The 12670-nt window shown below is 38.9% G+C and carries 12 protein-coding genes and 1 tRNA gene; all 13 read right to left on the bottom strand.

Features of this window, described 5'->3' with window-relative positions; all coding sequences use genetic code 11:
- Positions 1-66 precede the first annotated feature (66 nt).
- The 13 genes from M3182_RS02060 to M3182_RS02120 all read right to left on the bottom strand — a co-directional run bounded on the left by M3182_RS02060 (position 67) and on the right by M3182_RS02120 (position 12440).
- A complete protein-coding gene (locus M3182_RS02060; protein ID WP_251555957.1) occupies positions 67-1278 on the bottom strand; it encodes a M20 metallopeptidase family protein in 1212 nt (403 codons plus the stop codon).
- 72 nt (positions 1279-1350) lie between these two features.
- Positions 1351-2598: a M20 family metallo-hydrolase gene (locus M3182_RS02065; RefSeq protein WP_251555959.1), complete on the bottom strand. Its 1248-nt coding sequence runs from the start codon at positions 2596-2598 to the stop codon at positions 1351-1353.
- A 305-nt stretch (positions 2599-2903) separates the two neighbouring features.
- A complete protein-coding gene (locus M3182_RS02070) occupies positions 2904-4340 on the bottom strand; it encodes an amidase (protein ID WP_251555960.1) in 1437 nt (478 codons plus the stop codon).
- A 355-nt stretch (positions 4341-4695) separates the two neighbouring features.
- A complete protein-coding gene (locus M3182_RS02075) occupies positions 4696-5082 on the bottom strand; it encodes a YidH family protein (RefSeq protein WP_251433577.1) in 387 nt (128 codons plus the stop codon).
- Between the two features lie 504 nt (positions 5083-5586).
- Entirely contained in the window at positions 5587-6225 is a 639-nt protein-coding gene (locus tag M3182_RS02080; RefSeq protein WP_251555961.1) for a pyridoxamine 5'-phosphate oxidase family protein, read from the bottom strand.
- Positions 6226-6386: 161 nt separating this feature from the next.
- Positions 6387-6471 (bottom strand) — tRNA-OTHER (locus tag M3182_RS02085).
- Positions 6472-6607: 136 nt separating this feature from the next.
- Positions 6608-6751 carry a hypothetical protein gene (locus M3182_RS02090; RefSeq protein ID WP_251433575.1) on the bottom strand — a complete coding sequence of 48 codons (144 nt, stop codon included), beginning with the start codon at positions 6749-6751 and terminating at the stop codon, positions 6608-6610.
- A gap of 100 nt (positions 6752-6851) precedes the next feature.
- The gene (locus M3182_RS02095) at positions 6852-7520 is read right to left on the bottom strand and encodes a lysozyme family protein (RefSeq protein WP_251555963.1); all 669 of its coding nucleotides are present in this window, start codon (positions 7518-7520) and stop codon (positions 6852-6854) included.
- 120 nt (positions 7521-7640) lie between these two features.
- The gene (locus M3182_RS02100; protein ID WP_251555965.1) at positions 7641-8465 is read right to left on the bottom strand and encodes a hypothetical protein; all 825 of its coding nucleotides are present in this window, start codon (positions 8463-8465) and stop codon (positions 7641-7643) included.
- A 31-nt stretch (positions 8466-8496) separates the two neighbouring features.
- Positions 8497-9390 (bottom strand): proline iminopeptidase-family hydrolase, encoded by an 894-nt coding sequence (locus M3182_RS02105; RefSeq protein WP_251433566.1) that lies wholly within the window; start codon positions 9388-9390, stop codon positions 8497-8499.
- Positions 9391-9469: 79 nt separating this feature from the next.
- Positions 9470-10231 carry an NAD-dependent protein deacylase gene (locus M3182_RS02110; protein WP_251433563.1) on the bottom strand — a complete coding sequence of 254 codons (762 nt, stop codon included), beginning with the start codon at positions 10229-10231 and terminating at the stop codon, positions 9470-9472.
- 407 nt (positions 10232-10638) lie between these two features.
- Complete coding sequence (locus tag M3182_RS02115; protein WP_251433902.1) at positions 10639-11412, bottom strand: SDR family oxidoreductase; 774 nt, start codon at positions 11410-11412, stop codon at positions 10639-10641.
- A 26-nt stretch (positions 11413-11438) separates the two neighbouring features.
- Positions 11439-12440: an NADPH:quinone oxidoreductase family protein gene (locus M3182_RS02120; protein ID WP_251555966.1), complete on the bottom strand. Its 1002-nt coding sequence runs from the start codon at positions 12438-12440 to the stop codon at positions 11439-11441.
- Positions 12441-12670: the final 230 nt, after the last annotated feature.

The following is a 12670-nucleotide window of genomic DNA, read 5'->3' on the forward strand; positions in this document are numbered from 1 at the left end:
TAACCAGAAGAGGAGAAATTCTGGTTACCTTAACAGATGGGAATGTCTTATACCATTGGTTTTCCCTTACTTTGTTGAAATTCCTTCGACCTTTGAATGGGTTACCCCTCCCTTTAAATAATCGAAAACAGCTGAAAGGAACAATTTCCCGATGAAAATAATCGAACGTTCATCTACATTAAATTTTGGGTGATGATGAGGAAACTCCTCGATGAGATCCGATGCTCCGCCTACCCAAAAAAATGTACCAGGTCGTTCTTTTAAATAATAAGCGAAATCTTCCATGCCCATTTGGGGAGGAATTTTTCGAACGTTCTCTGAACCGAACAAATTGATTGCCAGGCTTTCTATTCTTTTTGTCTCTGCCGGATGGTTCTTTACGGCCGGATAGCCTCTAACGTACTGACACTTACCGGTTGCACCCATCCCTTTACAAGACGACTCAACAATATCGCCAATTAACTCTTCAATCATCGTACGTACATCCTCATCGAAGGTACGAACAGTTCCCGTAATTTTCGCTTTATCGGGAATGACATTAAAACCTGACCCTGCATTAAAGGCAGCTACAGACACGACGGCTGGTTTCAATGGATCCACTTTCCTACTGACAACTTGTTGTAGGTTTACAATCAACTGACTCCCCACCGTAATCGGATCGACAGTCAAATGTGGGGTTGCGGCATGGCCACCTTTGCCAAAAATATCAATTTCAAAAGTATCTCCTGCAGCCATTGCATCCCCTTCTTTGACCCCAATCTCTCCTAGTGGAGAAATGGAGGAAACATGTGCACCGTACACAACATCCACTCCATCAAGGCAACCATCTTCAATCATTGCTTTCGCTCCCCCTGGGATCACTTCCTCAGCAAATTGATGAAGAAACACGATATTGCCAGGGATTTGCTCTTTTACTTCACTTAAAACGGTCGCCACCCCAAGGAGTGCAGCAGTATGGACATCGTGACCGCAGGCATGCATTACTCCAGGGATTTGTGATTTATACTCCACATCGTTTTCTTCCTGAATAGGCAAAGCATCAAAATCAGCACGTAAAGCAACAGTTTTTCCAGGCTTTCCTCCTTTTAATAATCCGACAACTCCTCTGCCCCCGACTTCCGTTCTAACCTCTATCCCTAAATTGGTTAAATACTCGGCAACTTTTTTAGGAGTATTAACCTCTTGATGTGAGAGTTCAGGATACATATGGAGGTCACGGCGCACTTTAACCATCTCTGGGTAAAGTTCTTGTAATCTAGCAAATAAGTTTTCTAACATGTAAAAGCTCCTTTCTAAACGATTTTTTTTAAAGTCATAAAACATCAACAATTTTAGTTACTTTCCGTTTGGTCACACTTTTTGAGTCTCAGTTGCTAGTGTATAAACCACGTTTAACAAGAAGTCCCCACCTAATTTTATGTCCTGAAAATCGGTGTATTCTTCTGGGCAATGACTCTTACCAGCCAGGCTTGGAATGAAAACCATCCCAATTTCAGCAACATCTTTTAGCATCGCTACATCATGGACCGCTCCACTGTTTAACTTTATAGCTTCGGAATTGTTAGCTTGTACACATTCTTCCATCTTCTTGATTAACCGAGATGAAAGTTTAACAGGTTCAGAACTTCCTATTTTTTCAATGATTGCTGTCAGGCGATGTTCGTTTGCTACTAGTTTCGTCATATCCTCTAGTTCCATTGAAACCAATTCGATCCCTTTTTTTTGCACATCACGGATGTCTACATAAAACTCCACCTGTTGTGGAATTATATTCGGAACATTAGGTTCAGCTTTTATTTTCCCGACAGTCGCAACAGTTGTCGGTAAAGCGCGGTGTTTTGCAGCTTTCTGAATAGAGGCAATGATTTCAGCAGCACCAACCATTGGGTCTGACCGATATTCCATCGGGGTCGTGCCTGCATGATTCGAGTCACCCTTTAAGGTAATTTTATATGTGCTCATACCAGAAATTGCCTCCACGATCCCAACTGATTTTCCATTGTGCTCGAGAACTGCTCCTTGCTCAATATGTAGTTCGATCATCGAATCAATCTCATTTTGTTTTAGAATTTGTGCAGGAAGTTGATCCACCTCCAGTCTAAATCCTTTCGCAAGTTCATAGGCGGAAACTCCCTCTGGATTTTTAATCTCTTTTAAATCCTCAACCGTCAGTTTGCCCGTGATCGCTTTGCTCCCAAGCATGGTGATTCCAAAGTTAGATCCTTCTTCTTCGGAAAAGCAAATAAGTTCAATGGGACGATTAAGCTGTATATTTTCCTCTTTAAAAACGCGGATCATTTCTAATGCAACAAGAACCCCCGTCAAGCCATCAAATCTCCCACCATGCTTGACCGTATCAATATGGGAACCAATCATAATTGAAGGTTGATTTAAGTTGGATCCATATTTTGCTCGAATATTACCTATCCCATCTACTCCGACCGCTACTCCAAGCTTTTTAAGTTCCCCTATTAAATAATCACGTGCCATCTTGTCTTCTTCGCTAAAAGAAAAGCGTGTCCAGCCCTTTTCTGGAGTTTGATTAAATTGGAGAATGCCGTCAAAATCTTGCTTTATCCTGGTAATGTTAAGTTCCATTTGTTCACCACCTGTTAAATATATTGAATTTTCTAATAATATTATTTAATAGTAACACAAAACATTCCATTTTTTAAAAAGCTATGAATTATGACCCTGATTGCTTTATATTCTAACAATCTTTTTTCTATGATGTTGTTAGAATCATATCATTTCCTTTTTCTACTTGGATATGAGTTTGTTAGATTATATGACAAAGTTTTTCAACTATAAAATAGGACTACTGTTAAAAAGGTTGTTCGAATGGAATAAGGCACTTGGTGAGTACCTTATTCCAACTTTGTTAAGACCCATGAATAGTTGAGTCATGCTTGGTTCAGATTTTTTATATTTGCCAGATTCGGTCTTTTCTTACCATATCCTGTTGCTACTTCAAACGCAGCTCCAATTCGTAACACTTCGTAATCGCCGCGATGTGGACCGACTAATTGGATTCCTAGTGGCAAACCATCTGTGGTAAAACCACTTGGGACAGAAAGTGCAGGATTACCAGCTGCGGAAATATAATAACAAGACCTCATCCAATCTAGATAAGTTTGCATAGTTACTCCATTAATACTAGGAGGATATTCAAGGTCAGCGTCAAATGCTGCGACTTGGCTAACTGGGAGAAGAAGCACATCGTAATTTTCAAAGAAACTCCTCATTGTATTAAAAAGTTGGTAGCGCAAGTTTTCTGCACGGCCAATGGTGGTTGCGTTTAGTTTTCTTCCTTTTTCCATATTCCAAATGAAACTAGGCTTCATCAACTCACGAAAGCGGTCAAATAGATTAGAATAGGTAAGTTCAAATTCGTAAGCTCGTAAGACTTGGAAAACCTCCTCAGCATCATTTAAATTTGGACAAGCTTCTTCAACTACACAGCCGAGATCATTAAAGATCTTTACTTGTTCTTCGAGGTTCCTCTTTATTTGTGGATCAACTGGGATAAGCCCTCCCAAATCTGCAGACCAGGCAACCCGTACCCCAGTTAGATCTAGGTCAAAGTCTGTTAAAAATAGGCTAGCTGATTCCTCAATTGATAAAGGTGAGCGATTACTTGGACCCGCCATCACTGATAACATAAAAGCCGCATCTTTAACATCTCTCGTAATTGGACCTTGAACCCCTAAAGGAGAGTACAATGAAGCTTTCGGATAAGGGATTCTCCCAGGAGAGGTTCTTAACCCTACCACATTATTAAAACAAGCTGGATAGCGCAAAGAGCCACCCATATCACTTCCATCAGCAAACGGAACCATTCCGCACGTGACGGCTACTGCAGCTCCCCCACTACTCCCGCCTGCTGTTTTTTCTAAGTTATATGGATTACGGGTGACACCAAAAACCTCATTAAACGTATGCGCACCTGCAGCAAATTCAGGGACATTTGACTTACCAATGACAATAGCACCTGCTGCTCTAAGCCGTTCTACAAGAAGATCATCAGAGGTGGCGGTGTTATCACGAAAGATCGGAGAACCATATGTGGTAAGAAAACCTTTTGCATTGTGTGTATCCTTGATGACAATTGGTAAACCATGGAGCGGACCAACTTCCGCTCCAGCTGCAAGTAAATCATCAGCTGCGCTTGCCGATGCTAAGGCAATGTCTTCGTTTAAAGAAACAATGGCATTGACCTTCGGATTTACATCATTTATTTGTGATAAATGAGCTTCCATTACTTCTCTGACAGAGACTTTTCGTTGTTTAATCTGTGTGGCGAGATCCCGTGCACTTTCAAAATTAAGACGTTGATCCATCGTAACACTCCTCACGCTTTATATATCACGATCGAAAAAGTGTGGGTTACTCTGGTGATGAAATTAGTTAGATTGTCGACCGTATACCGTCTATAATAATGAAAATTCTGAAAATGTACAAGGGCCTTGTTTTAGTGATTGAAACATTTGAAGGTGTGCACTTGGTTGCTTTTCTAAAAATTAAGTACAACCATTGCTATGAGAGCTAAAGAAATGTGGAGAGTTAAAAAAAAGACCGAGGGTCATTATTTCCTATATTCAATGCATGGTGCCTCTGACTAATAAAAGCGTTTTGAACGTTCGTTTGGTCCTACTGGAAATATCGGTGTTTTGTTTCTAAAACCATAATAATAATTTATAACATTAGAAAATAAACAGCCAGTAATAAACCGATGATAATAATTACAGTACTCAATGTAATTATATAGCCTTTTGTGGAGACAAATGTCTGGCTGTTAATAGAATGGATTTTTTTAAAATAAACAATCATTGACATTAATACTGTCAAAATCCCGAGCCCTACTGTCGACAACCCAATAACGGTTGCCAGTTGATCTCCTCCAATCGACAGCCTTTCCGCTAAATTCGCATGTAAATTGGTAACCAAAAACCCTACACCCATAATCGCAATCGCTGTTCGAACCCAAGCTAAAAAAGTGCGCTCATTCGCTAAATGTTGCTGAATGTATTTTGAATCCTCTGTAGGCAAGGAACGGTATTTATTGATTTTTTCTTGCCTCATCGAACCCCTCCATTCAAAAATGATGTACTATTACTATCTCCAAAAAGTAGAGGAGAACTCGTGATACTCTATGGGTATTTTCAGGAAGAGTAAAAATTCTTCTAATCGTAGTACTGTTTCGTAAAGTTTGTTAAAAATACTAAAGGCGATTTTAACGAGAAATAAGCTTTTCTCTGTGATACTCCTTTGTTTTTAAGCTCTTTTCTCCTCTTCTAAATTTTCTTAAAAAAGCAACAATGTTTGAGAAAAGGGCCAATTGTAAAGAAAATAGCTGATTCCTGTAGTTCTTACATATGTGATGAAATCAAGGAGATACTAAGAAAATTAACTATTCAAAAAAAGAGAACATTCATAAAAATCAACAAAAGGAAAATGATGCTGGTGAGTATTTAGTAACTAAACCCCTTTATACCAAAAAGCGAAGAACAAAACCTAATTTTTATTAAACGCCGAGATTTCCTACTTAACCATACTGTTCACATTAAAATAAACTAGAGATGAAATTTAATATAATCGCTTATGATAACTTTCCTGTAATCGTTCCGCAAGTGAGGCAGCGGTCGTTCCAGGCAGTTTAGCGTGTTCATAAAGAATTCTGGCCGCAGATGGCAAGTGTTCTGTACTTGTCCAAGTGTCAGCTTGCCATAACTTCGAGCGTTTAAATGCCTTGGCACAGTGGATGAAAGCCTCCTCTACTTCAACAGCAACTGCTAAAGTTGGTGTTCTCCCATTTGCTTGCATTTGTTCAAGCAGGTCGATATCTTTAATGATGTTTGCTTTCCCATTTATACGCAATGTTTCCTCTAAACCAGGGATGAAAAACAGTATGCCTATATGTGGATTACCTAAAATATTTCTGAGTGAGTCGAATCGTTTATTTCCTGGTCGTTCTGGGATAAGTAAGACCTTTTCGTTTAACACCTTCACAAATCCAGGTGCATCTCCACGAGGGGAGACATCACAATTTCCTAAATGATCGGAGGTAGAAAGAACGATAAAAGGAGACAATTCAATAAAATCCATACAATTCTGATCTATGGACGAAATCACCTTCTTGCTTGCTAATTCACTTGGATGTCCTAACAGTTCACGTAATTGTTCTTCAGTTTGAATTTGATTGTTAAATTGTTGTAAGTGACTCATTAAAATCCCCCTCTGAATAAGTTCCTTTAATTCTATCATTCTATAAATAACGTTTGATTATAATTTGAATATTCATACAAATAATACAAAAAAGAAACAATGCAAAAGGCATTATTTATTAGAAACTAATTGATTTCCTTCTGTTCTTCATCATGATAAACAGGACTTGGTGGGATTCGAACCCACAAAATGTCCAACCATTTATCCGAAATGATTGACCGCTCTGACCATTTGAGCTACAAGTCCTTAAAAGTATTATTTCCAACTTGGCCGCTTCCATGCGTACCTGAAAAAATATTTTCACATTACACAGTCGCATCATAGACTAAACTTACTATAAAAAAGCAAAGCGTTTTTAAGAGCTCCGCTTTGCCATAATTTCTTATCGTAGCTTTCCAATACGCTTTTTAATTGGTAGGCTGTAACATTCATCGCAAACTCCTTGGTTGTCTATAAATTCAGCCTCATCGGTAATCTTTTCCCCACATTTAGAGCAAATCCACAGTTGTTCGGTAACCTGCTCCATACGCTCATCTCCTTTTTATTACCTATTTCGAGATGTTTGGAAAAAATCCTGCAAATCTTTCCGGCAAAATCGTCGATTTATTGACGAAGTTTGATAAAGATTACAACTCTACGCGTAAGTTGGGTAATTCGGGGTTTGTCGCAGTTAAGGTTTCTATGTTTGCGGTTACTTTTGTTGTATAGCTGAAATCTCCATAGCAATATGGATAGCGGAAATTGCTTTGATCACCACCGCAATTATAGACAGCTGGATTTTTATCAACTTGAATGGAAGAAAACTCTTTCGCAAGCTCTATACTATGCTTTCCGCCTCTTTGGGAGATAAAATCAATGTAGCCACTTCCCATATTATAAGCCTGAATAATCGTTTGAAAGTCTACGTTTTTTTCGTTTCCATAAGTCAGTGTAGCTTGGAAATGCTTGACTCCCTGAGCAATGCTTTGATTGGGATCCTTAATTGTGTTAGGTGGCAATCCTGCAGATTCTGATGCTTGCATCGGATCCCCACCTTCCCCCCTACTTTCTTGTTCCATAATCGCTGCTAATACAACCGTGTATTGTTCAAGATTTACGTTCTTCAACTCTTCCCGCAAAACGGGCATATAATATTCAACACTATTCGATATTCGTTTTTGGACAATGGCTGGTTGTTTTTCAGAAGTCTGATTCTGAAAAAACTGTTGAATGAAGACCGTCACAAAGAGAAAACCAAATACAACGATAACCAGATTAAAGTTTCTTTGAATGTTTTTCTTTTTTGATTTCGCCACCGTTTCGTCTCTCCTAGAGATTTTAAATGCTTTTTCTATTAAAACATATAATGATTCTTCTGTGCTAGTAATCTATTTTTATAGTATAGAAGTCGTTGATTTATAAGAGATTATCGACATTTAATAGAACCTCTGAGTGATTGTCTTCAATCTCCATACTAAATAGCTACAAACTAGAGCCAAGAGAGAGAAAAAAATGGCCATACTGGAAAAAGCGATTAAATACCCATTGTATTGCATTAATTTATCAAACCACAAGGTCGAATCTAAACCTATTACCGTTGTAATACCGTTAATGATAGTCAAAAAAAGATAGATGGCAAGTACTCCTTTGGTGGCACCACGTATATCGGATTTACTTAACGAAATATGTGCGGAAACACAGACTGCCAAGATCAAGTAAATCCAAAACATTGGATTCAAGACATTATTGAAGGTAAAGATGCTTTTAGTTAGGATCCATAATGTTTCACTTATTGTTTGAAGTCCGTTTCCAAGGGAAAATTCATATAAAATATAAAAGCTTAAATCCTGATATGAGTTGGGAATGAGAAAATACATCCCAAGAATCAAGAACCCCACGCCGCTAAAAATCGGACCAATACCTATAAAAAACAATCCCACCTGATGGTAAAGGCTCCTAGGATTATAGTGATGCTCTACATAACCTAGAACGCCATTTGGATCGTTTAATTGTAATAACTTCACGTTAGTGACTCGGTGTCCCCAAATAAAACATTGCAGGAGGTGACCCAATTCATGAACTGGCGTTCCAATCCAAGCGGTGAGCAATATTCCTTTTGCTCCAAAAGCCCTCGTTAAAAACCTTTGGTTAAATCGTCCGAGCGCTCCTAAAATAAACCCATCAACCGCCAGTACCCCAACGAGTGAAACCAATTCTAGGAAACTAGTCAAAAGAATGTTGAGGATAGTGGGTAGGTTCATAATGGTACAATCCTTCCTAGTGATTTAGTGTTCAATCAACTGAATTTAAGAAACTTTGAATAACTCGAAGATATTCGCCTTTTTCTTCAATATATGGCATATGGGCGCTTTGTTCAAAGATGTGGATTTGAGAGTTTGGTGTCAAACGGCTATAATGCTCGGTTGTTTCTGGTGTTGCTTCATCAAAACGGCCACAAGTATATAGAGTTGGAAAGTTAAGTTCATTTAGACGGGGTGTACAGTCAAAACTTTTTAAATTCCCAGTTACTGTAAACTCGGATGGTCCCCACATCATATTGTAAACTTCCGGATTTCTTAAATGTTTCCCTTGTTTTAAATGTTCTGGGTATGGATTTAATCGGCAAACAAAATGTTGATTGAAGATGGCTGTAGCTTTTTGATAATTTTCACTATCAGTAGTCCCATTTTCTTCACTTGCTAATATTACGTCTTGAACGTCTTCAGGCAATTTTTTTAAGTTTCGGCGCTGATCTTGTTCCCATAGAGGAGCGCTTAAGCAGGGACTCGAGAAAATGATACTGTTCACTCCACTTGGCTTTGTTAAACTGTAAGCCGCGGCGAGCGTGGTTCCCCACGAATGTCCTAATAGATTTACCTCTTCCAAATCTAGGGCTTTGCGAATTTCTGCTAATTCATAGACAAATCGTTCTAGTTTCCATAAAGAAGGGTCTGTTGGGCGCTCAGAACGACCACATCCTAACTGGTCGTATAGAATCACAGGACGGTTTGTCGCTAGCTCCTCCAGACCTTCCAAAGAATAGCAAGAAGAACCAGGCCCACCATGTATTATGACAACAGGAGTACCATTTCCTTCCTCCTTGTTTAAATTAGTTACGCGTCTGTACCAAACCTTTCCTCCTGTAACTTGAACAAAACTCTCTTCACGCTGAAATTGCTGTATCAATGGTATCCTCTCCTCGATTGATTGTTGGTTGGTATAATATGGATGGTGCCAGGCACCATCCATAAAATTGGAAATTTTATTAGTCGACTAATTGGGTTAGGGTTTCGCCGATTGATTCGTGAATGACATAGGTATCGGGTGCATAATCATACGGGGTATCACCTTTATTGATTAGAATCATCGGTATTCCGTCCGCTTTGTATTGTGGAAATGTTGAGAACGGAGTAACTTGTAGACTCGTACCTAGAACCAGTAGACAATCAGCCTGTCTTATCACATCTGTAATCGTAGCAAAACCGTCAGGGGTAAACCACTGGCCAGCATCTCCAAACAGGACCACATCTGGTTTTATGTAATGATCTTCCTCGTCATAGGCATCACATTTGTCACAGATATAAAACTCTATGTTTGTTTTCAAGCTCCGTTCTAACTCTTCTGTTGTATAGACTTCCCCACAATTCAGACAGGTCGCAGTTCTCATCGTCCCATGAAATTCAATTACATGTTTGCTGCCTGCCTTTTGGTGGAGACCATCAATATTTTGCGTGATAATTTGGCTGACCTTTCCTTCTTTTTCCCATTTAGCCAAAATATCGTGCCCTTTATTTGGAACCGCGTCGGGATGATAGAGATTCTCAAAAGCGAATTGATAAAAGTCTCTTGGGTGCCGATAGAAAAAATCTAAAGAAAGGATCGATTCTGGTGCGCGATTATAGATCCCTGTACGCGATCGAAAATCCTTAATTCCTGATTCCGTGCTAATACCTGCCCCTGTTAGAACAACAATGTTTTTGGCATTTTGAATGATTTCTTTACTCTTTCTAATCATATTTTCTTTCATGACAATTTCTCCTTGAAGGTTATAAGATAAAGCGATTCTCGTAAAGATTGTTGTTAAAATCCGAAAGCTTGTTTTAACACGAAAAAAGCTTTATTCTGCGTTATTACTTAGTTTATAAGCTCCTTTCTCCGTTTCTAAATTACTTGGAATGAATATAGCTATATCATTTTATATTAACTCTAAAAAGCAACAAAGTTTTGGAAAAGGGCCTAAGATAAAAACATGACTACATATCATCATCTAACCAAACATCTTGCTGATTTTCCAGTCGAAGAGTTAGTCGTTTGTTAATTTTTCAATTTGATTTATGTACCTAAAGACAGATTCAAGTTCACTGTAACTATAATTTTCTTAATGAAAAAGGAAGGTAATAGAATCAAATTCTAATACCTTCCCACTAATATAAATTATAAAGTACTTCCCCCGTCAACGCTCAAAACAGTGCCAGTCACAAAATCACTTGCTTTGGTCGCTAGATAAATCGCCGCGCCTTTTAGCATGTTTTCATCACCAATTTTATTTAATGGGATGGTTTCAAGCACAGAATCTTCTTTCTGGTCCAAAGTTCCTTTCGTCATCTTTGTCCGGAACATCCCAGGAGCAATGGCGTTAACATAGATTTGATGCCTTGCCCATTTTATCGCTAAATCCTTCGTAAAATGGATAACCGCCGCTTTACTAGTGGTATATCCGATGGTATTGGTTATTTCTGGTGGTCTGACTGTCAAACCAGCAGCAGAAGCGATGTTAATGATTTTCCCGTAATTTTGCTCAATCATATGTTTCCCGACAGCCTTGCTCATTATAAATGTTCCAGTGACATTGACATTCATGACTTTATTCCATGCCTCTAAAGGCATTTCTTCTACTGGTGCTCCCCAGGTTGCGCCACTATTATTAACAAGAATATCAATTTTCCCAAAATCAGTAAGTACTTGGCCTACGACCTCGTCTACCTGTGATTCACTTGTCACATCGAGAGAGTAGCTCCGGGCAGTGATGCCATATTCTTTTGATAGTCGGTCGGCGACATCTTCACAGTTTTCTATTTTACGTGAACAAAGGGCTAAATGACAGCCCATTTCTGCGTATACTTCAGCAATTTGTTCTCCTAACCCACGTCCCCCACCTGTGATTAATGCAACTTGATTGGTGAGATCAAACAATTCTTTTACTTTCATCATAAGTTCCTTTCTAATCTAAGTTATCAGTTTGATGGATTTGTTTCGTTCATTTTGATGACAACTTTGCCCCAAGTCTTTCTACCGCCTAGTAATTGCAGCGCTTCAGGTACTTGTTCAAAATCAAAAGTTTTATAAAGCAAAGGTTTAATTTTACCTTCTTCATAAAGGTTCATGATATTTTCATGCTCTTTGACGACTTTTTCAGGATACAAACGGTTAAAATACCCCCAATGGACGCCGACAACTGAATAGTTCTTCACTAAAACATGGTTGGCTTTTATAGTTGGAATCGTTCCACCAGCAAACCCAATCACGAGAAGACGGCCATCGAAAGCGATGCATTTTTTCGATCGTTCAAACACTTCTCCACCAACAGAATCATAAATCACATCTGCCCCTTTGCCGCCTGTTTCTTTTTTCACTACTTCGACAAAGTCTTCGGTTAAATAATCAATCACCACATCGGCACCAAGCTCTTTACAGATTTGCGTTTTTTCTTTTCCACCCGCGGTAGCAATGACATAAGCGCCAGCCGCTTTTCCTAATTGAATGGCTGCTGAACCGACGCCACCCGCCCCAGCGTGAACAAGGAGTACTTCTCCTTTTTGAATATCCGCTCTGTTGAAAAGAGCGTAATAGGATGTATGATAAGTAATAAATAAGGATGCGGCTTCATCAAACGGCATGCTTTCAGGAATAGGGTAGACTCTCGATTCATCAACCGAAACATAACCTGCGAGACCGCCTTTCGGAGCTGCAGGTTGTGCCATTACTTTTTGTCCAACTTTAAATGGACCATCTTCCCGACATTTTAAAACAACACCAGATATTTCTGAACCAAATGTAAACGGCAGTGGTGGCTTTTCTTGATATGTACCTTGGCATAGTAAAATATCAAAAAAGTTCAGCGCGACCGCTTTTACTTCAATTAGCACCTCATTGTCTTTCCATTCTGGTTTTTCTACTTCTTCAATACTGAGTACATCTTGCGGATCGCCCAGTTTCTTTACTTGCCAAACCTTCATTTCATCATTCTCCTTTTCCCACTAAATTTCTACAAAAGCTACTCCCTAATTAGATAACTTCTCTAACCGCCAATTGAATCCTCCTAACTTGCGTTAAAAATATTTAATTTTCTAAATTTTTATTCATATGGAAATAAATGGATGGTGCCTGGCACCATCCATTTTTCTGGGAGTAAATTTATGAATATTATGATAAAATAGTATTTTAATAGTGTTGTGCTCGTTTTTAA

The sequence above is a fragment of the Mesobacillus maritimus genome (assembly GCF_023715205.1).
Classification (GTDB): Bacteria; Bacillota; Bacilli; order Bacillales; family Cytobacillaceae; genus Mesobacillus_B; species Mesobacillus_B maritimus_C.

What these genes read in the sequence shown, in the direction of transcription:
- M3182_RS02100 (WP_251555965.1), bottom strand. Translation starts at nt 8,465, where the DNA reads ATGAACCTACCCACTATCCTCAACATTCTTTTGACTAGTTTCCTAGAA.
- M3182_RS02115 (WP_251433902.1), bottom strand. Translation starts at nt 11,412, where the DNA reads ATGAAAGTAAAAGAATTGTTTGATCTCACCAATCAAGTTGCATTAATC.
- M3182_RS02075 (WP_251433577.1), bottom strand. Translation starts at nt 5,082, where the DNA reads ATGAGGCAAGAAAAAATCAATAAATACCGTTCCTTGCCTACAGAGGAT.
- M3182_RS02120 (WP_251555966.1), bottom strand. Translation starts at nt 12,440, where the DNA reads ATGAAGGTTTGGCAAGTAAAGAAACTGGGCGATCCGCAAGATGTACTC.
- M3182_RS02080 (WP_251555961.1), bottom strand. Translation starts at nt 6,225, where the DNA reads ATGAGTCACTTACAACAATTTAACAATCAAATTCAAACTGAAGAACAA.
- M3182_RS02090 (WP_251433575.1), bottom strand. Translation starts at nt 6,751, where the DNA reads ATGGAGCAGGTTACCGAACAACTGTGGATTTGCTCTAAATGTGGGGAA.
- M3182_RS02070 (WP_251555960.1), bottom strand. Translation starts at nt 4,340, where the DNA reads ATGGATCAACGTCTTAATTTTGAAAGTGCACGGGATCTCGCCACACAG.
- M3182_RS02060 (WP_251555957.1), bottom strand. Translation starts at nt 1,278, where the DNA reads ATGTTAGAAAACTTATTTGCTAGATTACAAGAACTTTACCCAGAGATG.
- M3182_RS02065 (WP_251555959.1), bottom strand. Translation starts at nt 2,598, where the DNA reads ATGGAACTTAACATTACCAGGATAAAGCAAGATTTTGACGGCATTCTC.
- M3182_RS02110 (WP_251433563.1), bottom strand. Translation starts at nt 10,231, where the DNA reads ATGAAAGAAAATATGATTAGAAAGAGTAAAGAAATCATTCAAAATGCC.